General features: G+C 65.5%; 17 protein-coding genes. 7 read left to right on the top strand and 10 right to left on the bottom strand.

Annotated features, from left to right (window positions below):
- Positions 1 to 29 precede the first annotated feature (29 nt).
- The gene (locus F6X40_RS05265) at positions 30 to 791 is read right to left on the bottom strand and encodes a glycosyltransferase family 2 protein (protein WP_187627045.1); all 762 of its coding nucleotides are present in this window, start codon (positions 789 to 791) and stop codon (positions 30 to 32) included.
- A gap of 241 nt (positions 792 to 1032) precedes the next feature.
- Between F6X40_RS05265 and msbA the strand changes: the two genes are divergently transcribed.
- Positions 1033 to 2826 carry a lipid A export permease/ATP-binding protein MsbA gene (gene msbA, locus F6X40_RS05260; protein ID WP_187627044.1) on the top strand — a complete coding sequence of 598 codons (1794 nt, stop codon included), beginning with the start codon at positions 1033 to 1035 and terminating at the stop codon, positions 2824 to 2826.
- Positions 2827 to 2950: 124 nt separating this feature from the next.
- Positions 2951 to 4003, top strand: a complete 1053-nt coding sequence (locus F6X40_RS05255) for a glycosyltransferase family 2 protein (protein ID WP_187627043.1) — start codon at positions 2951 to 2953, stop codon at positions 4001 to 4003.
- Between the two features lie 43 nt (positions 4004 to 4046).
- On the opposite strand, the gene F6X40_RS05250 is transcribed toward F6X40_RS05255, so the two are convergent.
- Positions 4047 to 5063 carry a glycosyltransferase family 2 protein gene (locus tag F6X40_RS05250; RefSeq protein ID WP_187627042.1) on the bottom strand — a complete coding sequence of 339 codons (1017 nt, stop codon included), beginning with the start codon at positions 5061 to 5063 and terminating at the stop codon, positions 4047 to 4049.
- Positions 5064 to 5244: 181 nt separating this feature from the next.
- Between F6X40_RS05250 and F6X40_RS05245 the strand changes: the two genes are divergently transcribed.
- The gene (locus tag F6X40_RS05245) at positions 5245 to 6351 is read left to right on the top strand and encodes a glycosyltransferase family 4 protein (protein WP_187627041.1); all 1107 of its coding nucleotides are present in this window, start codon (positions 5245 to 5247) and stop codon (positions 6349 to 6351) included.
- A 45-nt stretch (positions 6352 to 6396) separates the two neighbouring features.
- Here the strand turns inward: F6X40_RS05245 and F6X40_RS05240 are convergent, their stop codons facing one another.
- Positions 6397 to 7698 carry an O-antigen ligase family protein gene (locus F6X40_RS05240; protein WP_187627040.1) on the bottom strand — a complete coding sequence of 434 codons (1302 nt, stop codon included), beginning with the start codon at positions 7696 to 7698 and terminating at the stop codon, positions 6397 to 6399.
- A 289-nt stretch (positions 7699 to 7987) separates the two neighbouring features.
- On the opposite strand from F6X40_RS05240, the gene F6X40_RS05235 reads away from it, so the two are divergent.
- Positions 7988 to 8833: a glycosyltransferase family 2 protein gene (locus F6X40_RS05235; protein ID WP_187627039.1), complete on the top strand. Its 846-nt coding sequence runs from the start codon at positions 7988 to 7990 to the stop codon at positions 8831 to 8833.
- 42 nt (positions 8834 to 8875) lie between these two features.
- Here the strand turns inward: F6X40_RS05235 and F6X40_RS05230 are convergent, their stop codons facing one another.
- Positions 8876 to 9202, bottom strand: coding sequence for a hypothetical protein (locus F6X40_RS05230; protein ID WP_184065699.1), 327 nt, complete (start codon positions 9200 to 9202; stop codon positions 8876 to 8878).
- A 296-nt stretch (positions 9203 to 9498) separates the two neighbouring features.
- Between F6X40_RS05230 and F6X40_RS05225 the strand changes: the two genes are divergently transcribed.
- Positions 9499 to 10431, top strand: a complete 933-nt coding sequence (locus F6X40_RS05225) for a recombination-associated protein RdgC (protein WP_187627038.1) — start codon at positions 9499 to 9501, stop codon at positions 10429 to 10431.
- 3 nt (positions 10432 to 10434) lie between these two features.
- Here F6X40_RS05225 and F6X40_RS05220 read toward each other — a convergent pair whose 3' ends face one another.
- The 5 genes from F6X40_RS05220 to F6X40_RS05200 all read right to left on the bottom strand — a co-directional run bounded on the left by F6X40_RS05220 (position 10435) and on the right by F6X40_RS05200 (position 15898).
- Positions 10435 to 11250, bottom strand: a complete 816-nt coding sequence (locus F6X40_RS05220) for a FecR family protein (RefSeq protein ID WP_316251787.1) — start codon at positions 11248 to 11250, stop codon at positions 10435 to 10437.
- A gap of 607 nt (positions 11251 to 11857) precedes the next feature.
- Positions 11858 to 13078, bottom strand: coding sequence for an MFS transporter (locus F6X40_RS05215; protein ID WP_187627036.1), 1221 nt, complete (start codon positions 13076 to 13078; stop codon positions 11858 to 11860).
- 84 nt (positions 13079 to 13162) lie between these two features.
- Positions 13163 to 13639: a VOC family protein gene (locus F6X40_RS05210; RefSeq protein ID WP_187627035.1), complete on the bottom strand. Its 477-nt coding sequence runs from the start codon at positions 13637 to 13639 to the stop codon at positions 13163 to 13165.
- A gap of 67 nt (positions 13640 to 13706) precedes the next feature.
- A complete protein-coding gene (locus F6X40_RS05205; protein ID WP_187627034.1) occupies positions 13707 to 14192 on the bottom strand; it encodes a VOC family protein in 486 nt (161 codons plus the stop codon).
- Positions 14193 to 14335: 143 nt separating this feature from the next.
- The gene (locus tag F6X40_RS05200) at positions 14336 to 15898 is read right to left on the bottom strand and encodes an SH3 domain-containing C40 family peptidase (protein WP_187627033.1); all 1563 of its coding nucleotides are present in this window, start codon (positions 15896 to 15898) and stop codon (positions 14336 to 14338) included.
- Positions 15899 to 16056: 158 nt separating this feature from the next.
- On the opposite strand from F6X40_RS05200, the gene F6X40_RS05195 reads away from it, so the two are divergent.
- Positions 16057 to 16482 carry a molybdopterin-binding protein gene (locus tag F6X40_RS05195; protein ID WP_187627032.1) on the top strand — a complete coding sequence of 142 codons (426 nt, stop codon included), beginning with the start codon at positions 16057 to 16059 and terminating at the stop codon, positions 16480 to 16482.
- Between the two features lie 37 nt (positions 16483 to 16519).
- On the opposite strand, the gene F6X40_RS05190 is transcribed toward F6X40_RS05195, so the two are convergent.
- On the bottom strand, positions 16520 to 16960 hold the full coding sequence (locus tag F6X40_RS05190; RefSeq protein ID WP_187627031.1) for a hypothetical protein: 441 nt from the start codon (positions 16958 to 16960) through the stop codon (positions 16520 to 16522).
- Between the two features lie 458 nt (positions 16961 to 17418).
- On the opposite strand from F6X40_RS05190, the gene F6X40_RS05185 reads away from it, so the two are divergent.
- The gene (locus F6X40_RS05185) at positions 17419 to 17919 is read left to right on the top strand and encodes a GAF domain-containing protein (RefSeq protein ID WP_187627030.1); all 501 of its coding nucleotides are present in this window, start codon (positions 17419 to 17421) and stop codon (positions 17917 to 17919) included.
- The last annotated feature ends 565 nt before the right edge of the window (positions 17920 to 18484 follow it).

Genomic DNA, 18484 nt, shown 5'->3' with positions numbered 1-18484 from the left:
TGGGCCGGTGCCGCGTGTACCGGCTAACTTTAGCGCCCGCCCGTTTTTTCCAGGCGCGCCAGCTTCAGAAACCGGTAGTACACCGTCTCCGCATTGAACAGCGCGATCATCAGCCCGGCGCGGCCATCCAGAAAACCGCGCCGCAGCAGATAAGTCCGCACGAACGCCCACAGGCCGCGCCCGAGCGCGAGTCGAATGCTGCCTTTCTGCCCGGCCTCGTAACGCTGCCGCGCGCCGGCCGTCGAATACGCGTCGAGCTTGCGCAGCACGCTCTCATAGTCCTCGTACGAGTAGTGCATCAGCTTGCCGGTCAGGCGTTGCGCGGGCGTGTCGAACACGAGGCGCTCGTGCACGAGGTCGTCGGAGAAGCGCGCGGTGCCGCGTTTGAAGAGGCGCGGAATCCAGTCCGGATACCAGCCGCTGTGATGGACCCAGTGGCCGCAGAAACTCGACAGACGGTCCACCGCATAGACGTCGGCGGCGGGCGCGGCGAGCGTCGCGCGAATCGATGCGGCAAGTTCCGGTGTGACGATTTCGTCGGCGTCGAGCGACAGGATCCAGCTTGTCGTCAGGGCATCGACCGCGCGGTTCTTTTGCGGGCCGAAGCCCGGCCAGTCCGTTTGTTCGATGACACGCGCGCCGTTCGAGCGAGCGATGTCGGCGGTGCCGTCGGTGCTGCCGCCGTCGATCACGACGATCTGGTCGGCAAAGGCCACGGCCTGCAGGCATTCGGCCAGCCGCGCCGCCGCGTTCCGGGTGATGATGGCAACGCCAAGAGTGGTTTCTTGCATACCTGAGTTGCGTGGAGGACGAAGTGACGGAGCGGGTCGCGACCCGGCAATCGAGCAGCGAGTATACACATCTCATCCGGCCCCACACCACGGCGCCGATCCGCCAGGTGTTGCGCGCATGCCGTCGCGCGCCGAGCGCCGGCCGTCATCTGCAACCGATTACAATGCTCTTTTTTGATATTTCACGCGGCCGGCCAATCATGCGCCGCGTGCTCGCCGTTCCGCATTTCCAGAGGATTCCTTGAGCGCGAAGCCAACGTTAAGCAAACCCATAGGTGCAGGCGATGCGTCGTCGCCGGCCGTCGTCCTGCGGCGCCTGTGGCCTTTCATCAAGCCGCTGCTGTGGGTCGTGGTCGGCGCGATCATTGCGATGGCGGTGAGCGCCGGCACCGACGCCGCCATTCCCGCGCTGCTCAAGCCGCTGCTCGACAAGGGCTTCGGCTCGCACGCAGTCGACAAGACCAAGTGGCTCGTGCCGATCGCGGTGATCGGCCTCGCGCTGATTCGCGGCGTGTCGCAGTACGCGTCCGGCTATCTGCTCGCGTACGTGTCGAACAAGATCCTGCTCGAGCTGCGTCTGAAGATGTTCGACCGCATGATCCACACGAGCGTCGCGTTCTTCCAGCGCGAAACCGCGAGCACGGTGATCAACGCGATCGTCTTCGAGGTCAACCAGATCCTGAACGTGCTGCTGAGCGTGATGGTCACGCTCGTGCGCGACTCGCTGACGGTGATCTTCCTGCTCGGCTATCTGTTCTATCTGAACTGGCGCCTGACGTTGATCGTCGCGGTGCTGCTGCCAGGCATCGGCTGGCTGGTCGGCAAGATCAATCGCCGGCTGCGGCGACTGAACCGCGAGCATCAGCTGCTCACCAACGAGCTGTCGTATATCGTCGAAGAAACGGTGGGCGGCTACAAGGTCGTCAAGGTGCACAACGGCGAGCAATACGAGACGGACCGCTTCACCGCGATGAGCCGGCGCCTGCGCGGCTACGCGATGCGCATGACGGTCTCCGGTGGCCTCGCGCAGCCGTTGACTCAGTTCCTCGCGTCGATCGCGCTCGCGGTCGTGATCACGATCGCGGTGGTGCAGTCGTCGTCGGATCAGACGACGGTCGGCGGCTTCGTCGCGTTCGTCACGTCGATGCTCCTGATCATCTCGCCGCTCAAGCATCTGATGGACGTGAACCAGCCGTTGCAGCGCGGCATGACCGCGGCCGAGCTGATCTTCGGCCTGATCGACGAGCCGGCCGAGCCGGAAGGCGGCGGCAAGCCGCTCGCTCACGCGCGCGGCGAGGTCGAGTTCCGCGACGTGTCGTTCATCTACGGCACCAACTCCACGCACAACCGCCATACGCTCGACCAGGTGTCGTTCAAGATCGCGCCGGGCGAGATGGTCGCGCTCGCGGGGCCGTCGGGCAGCGGCAAGACCACGCTCGTGAACCTGTTGCCGCGCTTCTTCGATCCGACCGGCGGCGCGATTCTGGTCGACGGTGTCGCGCTGCCCGAGTACGACCTGCACGCGCTGCGCAGCCAGATCGCGATGGTGAGCCAGGACGTCGTGCTGTTCAACGACACCATCGCGCACAACGTCGCGTACGGTCAGGAAGTCGATGCGGAGAAGGTCAAGGCGGCGTTGCGCGCGGCGAACCTGTGGGACACCGTGCAGGCGATGCCGCAGGGCATCGAGACGCTCGTCGGTGACAACGGCATGATGCTGTCGGGCGGCCAACGCCAGCGTCTCGCGATCGCGCGCGCGATCTACAAGAACGCGCCGATCCTGATTCTCGACGAAGCGACGTCGGCGCTCGATTCCGAGTCCGAGCGCCACGTGCAGGCGGCGCTCGAAACGCTGATGAAAGGCCGCACCACGCTCGTGATCGCGCACCGCCTGTCGACGATCGAGCGCGCCGACCGCATCCTCGTGATGGAGGCGGGGCGGATCGTCGAGCGCGGCAGCCATCGCGAGCTGCTCGAGCACGACGGCTTGTACGCCCATCTGCATCGCATCCAGTTCCAGCAAAGCCCGGTTTGATCCGGCACATCGCGAACGGAAGCGCGGGCCGGTGTTGCGTCTAAGTCTCAATTTATTGCGCTTTTTCGGCGCTAATCGCATGCTGGCGGGCAATCACGGTCCGCCTCGCGGAAATCGACTGCCCATGTCTCACGACGATCCGAGCAAGCCGCTCGTCTCCATCGCGCTCGCGACGTACAACGGCCGCACTTATCTGCCCGAGCTGCTGGCTTCGCTCGAAGCGCAGAGCTGGCCCCATCTCGAAGTCGTGGTATCCGACGACGCCTCCTGCGACGGCACCCGCGAACTGCTCGCGTCCCATACGGGACGCGTGCCGGTGCGGCTCGTCGGCGATGGCACGCGGGCCGGCATCGTCGGCAATTTCGAGCGCGCGCTCGCCGGCTGCCGCGGCGACTACATCGCGCTCGCCGACCAGGACGACGTCTGGGCGCCCGAGAAGGTCACCGATCTGATGCGCGAGCTGCGCCGCGTGGAAAGCGCGGGCGACGCCGCCGCGACGCCGGCGCTCGCGTTCTGCGACATCGAGCTCGTCGACTCGACGCTGTGCTGTATGTCACGCTCGCTGTTCGATATCACCGCGAAGTCGCGCTGCGCGACGCGACTGCGCGATTTTCTGCTGAGCAACCATGTGCCCGGCTGCGCGATGCTCGTCAATCGCGCGACGCTCGAACGCGCGCTGCCGTTCCCGCCCGGCATCGTGATGCACGACTGGTGGCTCGCGATGGTGGTCGCGTCGTTCGGCGAGATTCGCCACGTCGCGGCGCCGCATCTGAAGTATCGGCAGCATGACGGCAATGCGGTCGGCGCAAGCGCGACCAACGAGCGCGGCGCGGCGCGCGACGAATGCGGCGCCGAGGCGGCACGACGGCGCGGCGCGAGCCGGCGGCGGCAGATCGAAGCCATCGCGGATCAGGTGCGGGTGTTCGTGCGACGCTTCGGCGCCGAGCTGCCCGTCGATGCGCGTCACGACATGTATGCGTTTTCGCGCGGTGTCGCGAGCTGGCGCGGCGCATTCGAGTTCGTGATGATCAGCCACACCGGCGAGACCTTCGTGCGCTCGGTGAAGATGTTGCGGCGCTTGCGCGCGAGCGTGCTGAGCTTCGGCGTCGAGGTGCGAAGGCCGAGTCTCGCGCGACGCTTGCGGCAGCGGCGGGGTGCGTCGCGCAGAGTTTCGTGACTCGTGTCGCGTCGCAAAGCACCGCCAGACCCTATCGTCGTCTTCAGGCCTTTCTGCCCCGCACGACCCGCTTGATCCAGATGCCCGGCGCGTAGACCGTCGGGCAACTCGCATACAGGAACATCCGAATCCGCAGCCCGAGCTTCACGCCGGCGCTGCGCGTCACCAGCCCGAGGCGTTCGCCGAGGCTGCCCGCTTCGAACATCGCATGGATGAACTGCTCGCGCGCGAGCTTCGGCGCCATCGCCGCGCGCATGCGTTCGCCCACACCGGCGATCTGAGCGTCGCGCTGCAGTTGCGCGAGCTCCGCGAGTCCGTAGCGATTGCTTTGCCGCATCCGCGCGATCAGCTCGTCGACCGACTGGTAGCGACGCTTGCGCGAAAGTCCGCCGCGCCGATAGCGCACCAGCGGCTCGCGCAGACTGATCGCGCCGCCCGACAGGATCGCGCGCAGCACCATGATCTGATCCTCGGCCGCGGCGCCCGGCAGCATCGGCCCGAAGCGCTCGATCAGGCGTCGCGACCACGTATGTGCCGCGCCGATCAGCCATGGACGCTCGACGAGCCAGTCGTCGAAGCTGCGATAGCGATCGAGCTCGGTCGGGCTCACGCGCTCGTGCACGTGACCCGCTTCGTCCATGTCGGCGAGATCGGTGGCGATCAGGTCGGGGCGGCGCCCATGCGCGAGCCAGCAGTCGACGACGCGCTCGCAGCGCGCGGGCGCCGACATGTCGTCGCCGGCGGCGACGAACAGCAGCTCGCCGTGCGCGAGCTGCGCGAGTTGCGACAGGTGCGCGCTGATGCCCTGGTTCACGGTATTGCGCCGTACGATCACGCGATGCGGGCCCGCGTAGCCGGCGAGCGCCGCTTCGATTGCGGCGTAGGTGGCGTCGCTGGACGCGTCGTCGGAGACGATGATTTCGAGCGGCTCGTAGGTTTGCGCGAGCGCGCTGCGCACGGCGTCGCCGATCTGCTCTGCCTGGTTGTAGGCGATCACCAGCATCGAGACGAGCGGGCGGGTGGTGTCGGCGGTTGCGGCGGACGGCGGGCAATCGGTCATGGAGTCGGGACGAAGGCGATTGGCCTAGATTCTAGCCGCTGACGGTCGCGCCGCGCGACGCACGCGGCAAACCCGGGCACCCCGAGCCGAAGCCGGCGAACGCCATCCTTTACAATTGCCGCTGCCCCGAAACTGCGCACCCACGGCCTCGCCCGCGCGTGCGCCTCACCGAGACCGATCCTTGTCAGAGCCAACCCGCGACGCAGCCCTCGACCCGAACCGCCGTCCCCTCACCGACATCGCGCTGACCGCCCAGGCGCTGAAGAACAGCGGTGGCGCCGAGCGCTACACGCGCGACGTGATCGCCGGCCTGCATCGCATGGGTTTGCGCCCGACGCTGTACGCGCGCGAGATCGACCGCGCGCTGCCCGAGGCCGCGTGGATCGATGCGCAGCCGCTCGACGTACGCTGGGCGCCGCGCAAGCTGCGCAACCTCGCGTTCGACTGGCGTCTGAAGCAGCGGTTGAAGCGGCATCTTCCGGCGTGCGTGTTCTCGATCAATCACTCGACGCATGCCGACGTCGCGTTGTGCGGCGGCACGCATCCGGGTTCGCTCGAAGCCGCGGGCCGCGCGCCGCGCCGCAGCGACGAATGGCAGATCGAGCTCGAGCGGCGCGTCTACACGCGGGCGCGCTCGATCGTCGCGCATTCGCAATTGATGAGCCGCGAGTTGCAGCGGTTTTATGACGTGCCGGCCGCGCGGATCGACGTGCTCTATCCGCCCGTCGATACCGCACGCTTCCGGCCGCTCGACGCCGCCGCGCGCGCGGCCGTGCGCCGCCAGCTCGGCGTGCCCGACGATCGCGTGATGTTCGTGTTCTCGTCGACGAGTCACGAGCGCAAGGGCTATCCGCTGCTCGAAGCGTTTTTCTCGCGCACGACGCTGCCGGTCTGCCTCGTCGTCGCGGGACGCCCGGTGCCGAAAACCGGCGACACAATTCGTTACGCGGGTTACAGCAAGGAGATCGAAAAACTGTTCGCGGCCGCCGATTTCACGGTCGTCGGGTCGGCGTACGAGCCGTTCGGGCTCGTCGGCGTGGAGTCGGTGATGTGCGGCACGCCGCTCGTGATCGCCGACAACGTCGGCTCGGCGGAGACCGTGACCGGTGCCGCGAAGATCGAGTTCTCGCGGCAGACCGCGGGCAGTTTCGAGCGCGCGATCGAGCAGGCGGTCGAGCGCGTGAAGAGCGGCGCCGCGCGCATCGCGACGCCGCGCGACAGCCTCGTGTACGACCCGAGCGTCGACGCGCACGTCGCGGCGCTTTACGAGGTGTTCACGCGGGGATGAGGGCGGCGCTCCGCGCTCGGGTTGCCGCTTCTCGTCAAATCAAAATCAATCGCGCGGCTGCGTCTCGCGCACGACCGCGGCTGGCGCCGGCGGGGTCCGCGCTTCGCTTCGCAACTCGCGCTTGCGTGCATCGATCACCGCCAGCAGCGTCGCCACCAGCGAGGCGAGCAGCACCGCCACCATCATCGGCACCAGCACGTCGATAGTGAGCCCGAAGATCACCGTGCTCGCCGCGACCGCGAGACCCGCGTACGACGCGGCGCGAATCGCCAGATCGGTCGCATGCCGGTGTCGCCAGAAATACACCGTGATCCCGTAGTAGAACAGCAACAGGCAGATCACGCCGACCGCGCCCATCTCGGCGAGCGTCGAGAAAAAGTCGCTATGCGCGCGCTCGTTGACGATCTCGGCCTTCACTTCGCCGCGCTTCGCCATCACGCCGAGCTCGTCGACCAGATGGCCTTTGCCGACGCCCCACACCGGATGCCGCTCGAACATCATCCGCGACGCGTTCCACAGTTGCAGGCGCAGGCCGGTGGCCGTGTCGTCCTCGCCCTTGCGCATCATCGACACGTCGTTCGGCACCTCGGCAAAGCGCTTCTGAACCCGTTCGGTCGACAACAGACCGCCCGCCCCGATCACGATGACGAGCGTCGCGATCAGCAGGCGCTTCTTGTGCGTGAACCAGTGGTACTGCATGCCGAGCAGCACGACGAACACCGGCACGGCGACCCAGCCGCCGCGCGAGCCCGACAGAAACGATGCATAGCCGCCCGACACCAGCGCGAGCACGCGCGGCACCAGCACGCGCCAGTCGCGCGGATTGTCCCAGCCAAGCGTGAACACCGACAGGAACCCGAGCAGCAGCGCGGTATCGCCGAACGGAATCGCGTTCGTGTACGAGTTGTTCAGCCGGTTCGCGTCGGTCCAGCCGCCGGGCGGCTGATCGATGAACGCCCATGCGCCGACCGCGAGCGCGCCGGCCGCGCAGCCCCAGCCGATCAAGCGCAGATTGCGCGACGGCAATTGCCGCAGCAGCAGGAACACCAGAAGCGCGAGCACGAAACGCGACGCATTGTCGAATTCGCGTGGCAGCCAGTAGCCGAGCACCAACTGCTGCGCGCCGATCCCGACGACGAACGCGAGCATGCCGATCGTGAACCAGCGGTAGGTCCGCAACGCGGAGAAATAGCCCGGCATGCGCCGGTTGACGATGGCCGCGCCGAGCGCGAGCGCGACGAGCGCGAAAAAGCAGTAGCCGGTGCCGCCGCGCCACATCAGATTGACGGCGGGCGCGAGAAACAGCAGAGCCGACGTGAGCCAGACCAGACTGGAAGCAAAAATCATAGGTCTACGTTATCGATGAAAACACTACCGTTCCGGTGGTGAAATTGCAGGGGGTGCCGGACCATTTGAGTTTCTCAAGACGGTAGCGCGCTCCGGATTATAACCATGCGCTTCCTTGCGAAATGCTTGCTGCCGCACGCGGGAAGGTTCCGCTGGTCCGCGGCATGCGGGTGGGGCGGCGCGGGCGGCGTCTGTCGTGCGAGCAGGCGGGGGCGGTACAATCGCGCGACATTCATGGCCGGGGCGCGGCGCATGCCGCGCCCCGCGCCCAGCTCAACGGACCGACTCGATGTTCTCAATCATCATCCCGACCTGGAACAACCTGCCTTATCTGCGCCTCGTGATCAGAAGCCTGCGCCGTCATTCGACGCATCCGCACCAGCTCATCGTGCACGTGAACGACGGTTCGGACGGCACGCTCGCGTGGGTGCGCGACGAGGGCATCGAGCACACGGCGTCGCCCGGCAATATCGGCATCTGCCACGCGGTCAATATCGCGGCGGCGCGCGCGACGCAGGACTACATCGTCTACATGAACGACGACATGTACTGCTGCCCCGGCTGGGACGACGCGCTCGTCAAGCGTCTCGCGCAGATGCCGGCCGACAACCTGTTCATGTTGTCGGGCACGATGATCGAGCCGGTCGATTCGGGCAATCCATGCGTGGTCGTGCGCGACTTCGGCCGCGACGCGCAGGCGTTTCGCGCCGACGAGCTGGTCGCCGCCGCGGCCGGTCTCGTGCGCGCCGACTGGCGCGGCGCGACGTGGCCGCCGACGCTCGTGCATCGGGACTGGTGGTTCAAGGTGGGCGGCTACAGCAGCGAACTGAGCCCCGGCATGAGCAGCGACAACGATTTCTCGATGAAGCTGTGGGACGCGGGCTGCCGCGTGTTCGTCGGCGTCGGCGACAGTCTCGTCTATCACTTCCAGCAGAAGAGCACCGGCAAGATCGTGAAGAACGACGGGCGTCGCCAGTTCCTCAACAAGTGGGGGATGACACAGGCGACCTTCGACCGCTATTACCTGCGCCGCGGCACCGCCATCGACGGCGCGCTCGCGGTCAGCGAGCCCGAGCGCACCGGACGGCTGCGCCGTGCACTGCTGAAGTCGCGCATCAAGCGCGCGTTTGGCTGACGGGCGGCGAGCCGAAAACGGCTGCTTGACGCGCTGCGTGTGTCAAACGCCGCGCGTTACGAGCGGCAGCACCGTCAGATCCGGATGCGTGCCGTCGACGATGCTGCGTCCCACGTGCACCGCTTCGTAGAGCGCGTCGGCGAGGCTCGCGAAGCTCTCCTCGCCGTCCGCGTGAAACGGCACCGCTTGGCCGGGAAGCTGGGGGTTGGCGCCCGGATGGCAGACGTAGCCTAGATACGTGTAGCGGCTGTTTTTCGCGGCCGCATCGGCGGCATGCGCCGGGTCGGGCGGATCCTTCGCGACAGGTGACACGTGTATCTCGAAGCCCTCGTATTGCACCGTCTGCCAGCTTGCGGTTTGGTCGGCCATGACCGCCTCCGTCTGGGTCTGTCCTGTCCAAAAGTGTAGGTGATTTGCCGCCAGAACGCGCGGGCGGCCGGCTACGGCCAAACCATGACCGCTTCGACTATGGCGGCGCTCCTGGGAAGTGGGTTGATGAAGCGCATTGTGCTGAGATCGGCGACGTTTTGATAATTGGGCCGCAGTTGGAGAGATTTTCGTTTAATTTTTGAAATTAGGCGGTCTGCAGGATCGCGTCCGCCAGAACGCCCCGGCTGGTTCTCCTCGGATAAAATGTTGCGCTTTGCCTAAATCCGACTTCGCTCATGTGGTTCAAAAACCTTCAGCTGCACCGTCTGCCCGCGCCGTGGTCCGTTAACCCTGAACAGATGCAGAAGTGGCTCGCGCCGTACGCATTCGCGCCCGGCCAGAGCATCGAGATGCAGGCCCAAGGCTGGGCGCCCCCGCGCGACGGCGACTCGCTGGTCTACGCAATGAACGGTCAGATGCTGCTGACGTTCCGTGCCGAGAAGAAACTGCTGCCCGCGTCGGTCGTCACCCAGGTCACGCGCGAGCGCGCGGCCGAGCTCGAGGAGCAGCAGGGCTTCAGGCCGGGCCGCAAGCAGATGCGCGACCTGAAGGAGCAGGTCACCGACGAACTGCGGCCGCGCGCGTTCAGCATCCGCCGCGATACGCGCGTGTGGATCGATTGCACGAATGGCTGGCTCGTGATCGACGCGGCGTCGCAGGCGCTCGCCGACGATGTGCGCGGTCTGCTCGTCAAGTCGATCGACCAGTTGCCGCTGATGACGGTGCGCGTCGCGCAGTCGCCGGTCGCGGCGATGACCGGCTGGCTGCTCGACGGCGACGCGCCGGCGGGTTTCACGCTCGATCAGGACACCGAGCTGCGTTCGCCCGCCGAGGGCAACGCGACGGTGCGCTATGTCGGGCATGCGCTGGACGCCGAAGACATGCGCCGCCACATCGAGGCGGGCAAACAATGCATGCGGCTTGCGATGACGTGGAACGATCGCGTGTCGTTCGTGCTGACGCCGTCGCTGACGATCAAGCGCGTCGCGCCGCTCGACGTGCTCAAGGAAGCGAGCGACCCGACCGCGCAGAACGACGACGAGCGCTTCGATTCCGACGTCGCGCTGATGACGGCCGAGCTCGACCGCATGCTGCGCGATCTGCTCGATGCGCTGGGCGGCGAGCAGGGCGAGCAAGGGTTCGCGTTGACGCAGGCCGTCGCGGCCTGAGCGTCAGATTCTCGCGCTGTCGAGCGCTTCGACGAGGGTCCAGTAAGGTGTGATCGAGCGCAAGCGGATCGGGTAGGTCCGCTGCAGCAGCGCGAGCGTCGCGTCGGTATCGGTGAGCTGATAGATGCCCGACACGCGCAGATCGGCGACGTCGTCGGCATAGCGCAATACGCCGGCGTGATAGCGCGCGAGTTCGTCGACGAGATCCGCGATACGCATGTTGTTCGCGTAGAGCAGGCCACGCGTCCACATCGCCTCGCGCGGGTCGAGCGCTTGCGGCGCCGCGACGCCGAAGCGTGTCAGCGTGCACCGTTGTCCTTGCGTCAGCACCAGCGCCGCGCCCGATGCCGGCTTCACCAACGCGTCGCCGCGAAACGCGGCCACGCGTGTGAAACCATCCCGTTGCCTCACGCTGAACTGCGCGCCGCGCGCTTCGACGACGCCTTCGGCCGTCTGCACGAGCAAAGGCGCATGAGTCGTTCGGGCGCCCGGTGCGCCGCCAACATCGATCACGGGCCGCACCATGATTTCCCCTCCGAGCAGATCGACGCGCCGAACGTTCGCCTCGAACGCGGCGTTGATCGCGCTCGCGCTGCCCAGCGTGATCTGAGTGCCGTCCGCCAGCAGCACGTCGTCCAGTTCGCCAGTCGCGGTGTGGAATTCGGCGGTCCACATCTGCCACGGCAAGCGGCTCGCGAGCCAGCCCGCGGGCGCGGCGATCGCAAGCCCCGAGAGCGTTTTCAGCGCGCGCCGCCGTCCCTGCGACACGCCGGCAGCATCCGCGTCTTCGCGTAGCGCGGGGCCGACGTCCGCGGGCACGGCGCTGGTTTCGCGCCGTAATTGCTGCGCTCGCCGAAGCATTTGTTTAAAGATGCGGTACGCCGGACGCATTTGACAAATGTGATTTAAATTGAATTTAGCAGATCAGGATTTAACGATTTATATCTGTTAATAATGATTTGCGGCGGATATTCGGATCGAGTTCACATCGAATTGACTCACTACCTTATCCTAAGCGGAAGCGTGGGCCCCGATTGCGTCAGGGCATGCAGACCCATTGTCATCGATACAAAAAATTCAGGCTATGTGTGGATCGTTTCTTTTCGTGAATTCTTAAGCAGAAATGCGGCTAATTGCGCTGCAATAGAACGTGACATTTTTGTCACGAATTACAGCGTGCCGGGTTTAGCCGACGGGCGTGTAAATCTGATGAAACTCTTCGCATGCGCACGGCGCTGACGACGGTCTGCGCGCAGCCGGCCGCTCATGAACCCCGGTAAAACTCCGTGCGCTGCCGCACCTTCGATGCAGACGAAAAAACGACAGCCGTATCAAAGGCTTGCGGATTTTTCCGGGAAGTTATGCACAGATTTGCCAACAAAAACTGTGGGTAACTTCGAGCGTGTCGTCGCGCGTCGAAGCGCCGTTAGTCTTCGAGCGCCCACGCACGCCTGCGGCGCAGCAGCGCCGAGCCGATCGGTACCGCCGCGCCGATGCCGCCCATCGTCAGCGACAGCGCGACGATCAGTGGGCCGGTTTGGGTGCTCGCCGAGAACACGCCGACGAGCAGGCCGGCGAGCGGCTGCGTCAGGTTGTTCAGCAGAATCGCGACGCCGATGGTCTTGCCGTAGTCCTCGGGCGGGATGATCTGCAAACGCGCGCTGCGGATGTAGACGTTGAACATCTTGTCGAAGCCGACGATCAGCAGGAAGCCGAGCGCATAGCCCCACGGCGACGCGCTCGCGCCTGCGATCACGCCGCCCGCGCAGATCGTCACGAATGCGACGAGACCGAGCACGCGCGCCGGCCATCCGGCGCGCGCAACCGTCAGCAGCACCAGCACCGTGGCGAGCGCGCCGGCCGTTTGCAGACCGGCGTAGTAGCGGCTCGATTGCGCATGCAAACCCGTCACCATCGCCGCCGACGTCGCAAGCGTGACACCGATGACGAGGTTCTCCGCGGCCGCGAGCATGATGACCTTCTTCAGGCCCGGCAGCGTCCACACGTGATCGAGCGCGATGCGCAGCGGCGTGGTCCAGTGAGCGGCGGGCGTGAGCGATCGAGCGGACACCGGCGAAGGCGCGCGAAAGCCGCTCAGTCGCTGCCAGACGAACAGTGCGGCGTCGGCGCACAGAAACAGCACGCCGGTCGCGGCGACCACCGATTCCCAATGCCACACACCGAGCAGCAACGCGGCGAGCATTGGCCCAAGCACGAAGCCGAGTTGATCGGCCAGTTGCGAATACGCGAGCACCTTCTGGATTTGCTGCGTGCTGAAGATCTGCGGCAGCATCACCTCGCGCGCGACGAGCCCCTGGCTCGTCAGCACGCCGCACGCGGCCGACAGCGCGATCAGCCAGCCGATGCCGCCGAACAGCGCATATGCGGCGATACCGCCGAAGCATGCGAGCGCACGCACCGCCTGGCTCAGCCGCATCAGGCGTAGCGGTGGAAAGCGGTCGCAGAGCGCGCCGAAGAACGGGAACACGAGGTAGCGCGGCAGCGTTTCGATGAAAAACGCGAGCCCCGACCACGAGACCTGGCGCGTCGTTTGAAACACCACGAGCGGCACCAGAAAGAGCAGGATCTGATCGGCGAGACGCGCGATGAACAGCGAGCAGAAGAAGGCCTGATGGTTGACGCGCACCGTGGTTGTCTCGCCGTATTGGGGTCGAGACCGATCCTATCAAAAGATCGCGCGGGCGAGGCGGGGCGCCCGCTGGCCGCCGTCCTATTCGCCGCGATACGCCCGTTCGAGCGGCGCGATATCGAGCTTGACCATCTTCATCATCTGCGCCATCACGCGGCTTGCCTTTGCGCGATCCGGGTCGCGCAGCATCTGCAGCAGCACGTTGGGCGCGATCTGCCACGACACGCCGAAGCGGTCCCGCAGCCAGCCGCAGGCCCACGGCTCGCCGCCGCCGTCGAGCAGCTTCGACCAGTAGCGATCGATTTCCTCCTGCGAGTCGCAGTGCACGAACAGCGAGATGGCCGGCGTGAATTTGTATTGCGGGCCACCGTTCAGCGCCATGAACTCCTGGCCTTCGATTTCGAAGGTGACGGCGACGACCTTGCCCGCCGGTCCTGGGCCGGCGTCCGTGGCGTGCAGCGTGGTGGCGATGCGCGACGCCGAAAACACCGACGTGTAGAACTCCGCGGCTTCTTCCGCGTTGCCGTCGAACCACAGGCACGGCGCGATTTTCTGCATGACGTTGCTCCTTCGGGACTGGTGTCGGTGGGCGTGGGCGTGCGATTGCCCGACGCCCATCGGCCGCTCACTTCTTCTCTTGGGACGAACAGTCCATCGCGGCCATCGCCTGCTGGATTTCCTCGGTGCTCAGGTCGCGCTTGTGCGTCGCGAGCGACCAGCTGTGGCCGAACGGGTCCTTGACCTGGCCGTAGCGGTCGCCCCAGAACATGTCGGTGACGGGCATCGTGACGGTCGCGCCCGCGTCGACCGCCTGTTTGAAACTCGCGTCGACGTCCGGTACGTAGTGGTGAATCGTGACCGGCGTGCCCTTCAGCGTGTTCGGGCCGAAGGTCTGGTGCTCGGGCCATTCGTCGGTCAGCATCAGCATGGAGTCCCCGATTTTCAGGGTCGCGTGCATCACCTTGCCGTCGGGGCCCGGCAGACGGATCTGTTCGACGGCGTTGAAGGCTTTCGTGTAGAACGCGATCGCTTCGGCGGCGTTCTTGCAGATCAGGTACGGCGTGAGCGAGTGCATCCCGTCCGGGATCGGTTTGGCTGCGGCACTGGACATGACGGTGACTCCTTGAAGTAACGGTTCCTCAGGGGAAAGACCGGCTGCATGAGCTGGCTCTTCAACGTTACGACGAGTTGGTCACCGTCGGATCGACACTCCGAAAAAAATATTTTCAGGCGCGGGGGAGGGCGGCCCGCCATTTATCCCGCCGGATTGTCCTCGTCTGCCGGCGGCGCGGACGACGGCGCCGTGCTGCCCGCCGGCGCGCCGAGGATGCTGATCTGGAACGTGGGCGTCGCGGCGAGCGACTGCAGCGTCGCGTCCTCGGGGATGCGCTCGTCGAGCGGCAGAATCACCGAGCCGCCGATGACCGCGCGCCGGCTGTTGTCGGCCGGGCGCAGGCCCCACACGTCCTGATAGACGACGGGGACCGTGGCGCCGTTGCGCGTCGTGTTGCCGAGGTACAGCATCACGTGGCCGCCGATGTAGATCAGCGTGCGCAGCGGCACGCCATGCCGCGCCAGATAGTCGAGCCGTTCGGCGGGTGTCGACTCCGACAGATCGACCATGCGGCCGGCGCCCATCTGCGTCGACGAATGGCGCGGCAGCCACACGCCGAACGCGGCGAAGATGCTTTGCAGTTCCGACGAACAGTCGTTGTAGAGCCCGCTATTGCCCCAGCCGTACGGCCGGCCGATCAGCGCTTTCAACAGCGTGGCGAGATGGCGCGGCGTCGCGGCGAGCGGCATCGGCGTGATCTGCGTGGCGTCGAGCGACGCGGTGCGGATCAGCGCGCGGCCGTCGACGTCGCGCGCGGGAACGAGGAGTTGGAGTGTGCCTGCATTGGTGCTGGTCGCGGCTGGCGATGCCGAGGCACCCGCCACCAGCGGCAGCATCGTCCCGGCCGGGGCAGCGAAGCGGAACACGCCGTGGCTGTCGTTGACCGCCGCCGACGCGACGATCACCGCGCCTAGCGACTTCCCGGCCGCCGCGCGCCATTGATCGATGAAACCATCGTCGGCGAACGCGACGCCGTCGCTGCGCACCCAGCCCTGCACGTCGGGCGTCTGCACGTAATGCCACGCGCCGTCGACGCTGCTACCGAGCACATAGAGCGGCGTGCCGGGCCGCACCGCCGAGATCTGCAGGTTGTCGAACGGATAACCCTCGCCGGCCAGGCGATGGTCGTAGAACGACGGATCGGTGGTAGGCAACTCGCGCACCATCAGGTTGCCGGTCGCGATCGCGCGCCGCTCGGGCTGATAGACCGGCGTTTGCGTGAACTGCGCGAGGTTGATGTTGCGCGCGATCGCGTCGATCCACGCCTTGTCGTGCGGCCGGAAGTTTTCGCCGTAACCGATGATGCCGCCACGCTTGCCGGTGTTGTCGAACCTGTCGATGCGGCGCTGTTGCAGTGCGGCAATGTCCTCGCCCTGCTCGCGAAGCACGCGTGTCGTCACCCAGGCGGGATTCCACGGCGACGGCGCGTTCTCGCCCGTGCCGAAGTAGCGCGCGAACAGCGCGTCGAAATGTGCGCGCTGCTCGGCGGCGCTGAGAAACGGCCGATCGTAGTCGGGGCTGTTCGGATCGAGCCAGTGATCGACGTTCTGGTCGTAATGGGCGAGCGAAAACAGCGTGACGTTGTCGACGAACGCGTGCGTGCCGCGCGGCGGCGTTGGCGTGCTGCACGCGGCGAGCGTCGCGACGGCGACGCACAGCACGACGGCGCGGCAGGCACGGCGGGAGAGAACGGCGACGGGCATAAAGATTCGGCGTATGAGGTGCACGGCCAAGATGATACGGTGTCGGCGATGCGCACGGCGCATCGGATGTTGGGCGGCGGCGCGCGCGGCTTCGACTACACTCGCTTCATCCGTCCACCCGCGCGTCGCCACGCGCGACAATCGCCAGGGAGTCTGCCATGAAAACCAGCGCACGCAATCAGTTCAGCGGCGAAGTCACCGACCTCAAGCACGGTGCCGTCAACGACGAAGTCACGCTGCGCACGCCGGACGGTCTCGAGGTCGTCGCGATCATCACGCACGGCAGCGCGAAGTCGCTCGGGCTGGCGACCGGCAAGCAGGCGTTTGCGCTCGTGAAGGCATCGTCGGTGATCGTAATGGTCGATGTCGCGAGGCAGCAGGTGTCGGCGCGCAACTGCATCGAAGGGACCGTCGCAGCGGTGACGAGGGGCGCCGTCAATTCGGAAGTGACGATCAGTGCCGGCAGCGCGCAGATTGCGGCGATCATCACGAACGACAGCGTCGAGCGCCTCGGCCTCGCGAGCGGCAAGGCGGCGACGGCGGTTTTCAAGGCGTCGAGCGTGATTATTGGGGTCGATCAGTAAAAGGCCCGGGCCTCTGGGACGGGTACTCAACGAGCTCTCACTGATCGCGGATGGCGCGAACGATGATCCCGTCCCATCCAAAAACAATCCTGTGAGCGTCCATCCGGAAGATCGCAAAACAATTGTCGCTATCTACGACAACGGTTGTAGCGGGCAACCCGGTCTCATTCACGCGAAGGTCGAACTGTTTCTTCAACGCCGAAAGCGTGTCAATTCGCTTGACGGTAAAACCTGTGTTGGGCTTGCAGGTTTCACTGTCGAAGCTCATGGATTGCGGCGTAATTGTCATCGTCATGCCGAGAATCCGTTTTGCTTCGGGGATGCCACCAGAAATATCGGCATAGTCAACTACATCGGTCACGACCCAATTGCCGATGAAATCATTAATCGTAGCGTGTGGTGGTGTTTGTGCCGTGCACACGCTTGCCGAGGCGGTCAGCGTGAGAGCCACATACGAAAAAAGCTTGTGGCCTGTCATTGTGCCGACTGCCGGAAGGGCGCGGATTCTCGTTGACGGCGGCTCATTAGTCCCCGGCTTATCTTCGCGGGACCTATCTTTCGGCCATTGCGATCACGGGGGTAATCATCACATTAAGCATCATTTTTTCTGCTGCCGCTAGCATGTCTCCGGTATTTGCGGGACCTAACGCGTCGCGTGTGTTCTGACGTGACGAGTTATAGGCAAAAGACACGGCCGGTAATATAGCAAAAATAGAGTCGACAAAAAACCCGTTCGATTTAAGCTAATGCGAAATGAATATTGATGTTATCAAGATAGAAACTATTAATAAGAAGGGATAGTCGAGAACCGAGGGGGACGGCGAGCGTAGACGCGCGGCGCGTGTCACAGCGTTCGACACCCGCGCGCGGGGATTGCGCTTGCTTTACACTTTACCCCTTACCGCTTTCCATCCTGCTCTGATCACGGACGCCGTCATGTTCGAAGTTTCCTCCACCTCGCATCTGCCCAAAGCCGCGCAATATGAAGAACTGGTCGCGCAGGCGCGCGCGCTGCTGGCCGGCGAAACGGACTGGATCGCCAACGCCGCGAATTTCTCGTCGTTCGTCTTTCATTCGTTGAGCGATCTGAACTGGGCCGGCTTTTACTTTCACGACGGCCGCGAACTGGTGGTCGGCCCGTTCCAGGGCAAGCCCGCGTGCGTGCGCATTGCGCTGGGCAAGGGCGTCTGCGGTACGGCCGCGCATACCCGTCAGACCCAGGTTGTGCGCGACGTGCACGAGTTTCCCGGCCATATCGCATGCGATTCGGCGTCGCAATCGGAAATCGTCGTGCCGCTCGTCGCGCCCGACGGCACGCTGATCGGCGTGTGGGATGTCGATAGCCCGGTCGTCGCGCGCTTCGACGAGGAGGACGCGAAGGGCATGGAAGCGTTGTGCGCGGTGTTCATCGAGGCAGCGCTGCCGCGCGGCGTGTAGCGTTGCCGGTCCGCTCCGCTTCGGCCAGCAAGTCGCGTACCGCGAGGCGTAACGGAGGGGCAGGAACGCATCACGCGTCGGCGCGATGTTCGCGAAGGCGCACGCGCGCACGCACGCGGACCCGACCCTCGCGCCGATGTTGGCCGCGTTGGGCACGTGGGCCAGGTCGCCGGATGCGTCGTTGGCTGGCCGCAATCTGCACCAGAGGGCGCAGGCTGTGTTGGAGCAGACGGGGTGTGACGTGGCGGCTGAGAGATTAGGGCTTGAGGTATGACAGACGGCCTCGACGCGATTGCCAGCCGGGTCGACCAGAAATGCCGCGTAATAGTCGCGGTGATAGTGAGGCCTCAATCTAGGCTCTCCGTGGGATTTGCCACCAGTCGAGAGTCCTGCTTTGATGAATGCATGGACGTGATCTCGGGACGGCGCTTTCAAGCAACAGTGCCGCCTGTTCTCTGTTACTTCGCCAGGATCGAGGTAAGCGGCCAGATAGGTCGATGTTGTGTCGTCGGTCGTGCAACGCTTGCCGGTTGAGTACCGCGTGACGGGGCGGTGCACGAAACAA

This window comes from Paraburkholderia sp. UCT31 (assembly GCF_014397655.1).
GTDB classification, from domain to species: domain Bacteria; phylum Pseudomonadota; class Gammaproteobacteria; order Burkholderiales; family Burkholderiaceae; genus Paraburkholderia; species Paraburkholderia tuberum.
Note: the sequence above shows the minus strand (reverse complement) of the source record. Positions and strands in the feature narration are given on the sequence as shown.

What these genes read in the sequence shown, in the direction of transcription:
- F6X40_RS05240 (WP_187627040.1), bottom strand. Translation starts at nt 7,698, where the DNA reads ATGATTTTTGCTTCCAGTCTGGTCTGGCTCACGTCGGCTCTGCTGTTT.
- F6X40_RS05225 (WP_187627038.1), top strand. Translation starts at nt 9,499, where the DNA reads ATGTGGTTCAAAAACCTTCAGCTGCACCGTCTGCCCGCGCCGTGGTCC.
- F6X40_RS05250 (WP_187627042.1), bottom strand. Translation starts at nt 5,063, where the DNA reads ATGACCGATTGCCCGCCGTCCGCCGCAACCGCCGACACCACCCGCCCG.
- F6X40_RS05235 (WP_187627039.1), top strand. Translation starts at nt 7,988, where the DNA reads ATGTTCTCAATCATCATCCCGACCTGGAACAACCTGCCTTATCTGCGC.
- F6X40_RS05200 (WP_187627033.1), bottom strand. Translation starts at nt 15,898, where the DNA reads ATGCCCGTCGCCGTTCTCTCCCGCCGTGCCTGCCGCGCCGTCGTGCTG.
- F6X40_RS05190 (WP_187627031.1), bottom strand. Translation starts at nt 16,960, where the DNA reads ATGACAGGCCACAAGCTTTTTTCGTATGTGGCTCTCACGCTGACCGCC.
- F6X40_RS05265 (WP_187627045.1), bottom strand. Translation starts at nt 791, where the DNA reads ATGCAAGAAACCACTCTTGGCGTTGCCATCATCACCCGGAACGCGGCG.
- F6X40_RS05230 (WP_184065699.1), bottom strand. Translation starts at nt 9,202, where the DNA reads ATGGCCGACCAAACCGCAAGCTGGCAGACGGTGCAATACGAGGGCTTC.
- F6X40_RS05210 (WP_187627035.1), bottom strand. Translation starts at nt 13,639, where the DNA reads ATGCAGAAAATCGCGCCGTGCCTGTGGTTCGACGGCAACGCGGAAGAA.
- F6X40_RS05185 (WP_187627030.1), top strand. Translation starts at nt 17,419, where the DNA reads ATGTTCGAAGTTTCCTCCACCTCGCATCTGCCCAAAGCCGCGCAATAT.
- F6X40_RS05205 (WP_187627034.1), bottom strand. Translation starts at nt 14,192, where the DNA reads ATGTCCAGTGCCGCAGCCAAACCGATCCCGGACGGGATGCACTCGCTC.
- F6X40_RS05195 (WP_187627032.1), top strand. Translation starts at nt 16,057, where the DNA reads ATGAAAACCAGCGCACGCAATCAGTTCAGCGGCGAAGTCACCGACCTC.
- F6X40_RS05255 (WP_187627043.1), top strand. Translation starts at nt 2,951, where the DNA reads ATGTCTCACGACGATCCGAGCAAGCCGCTCGTCTCCATCGCGCTCGCG.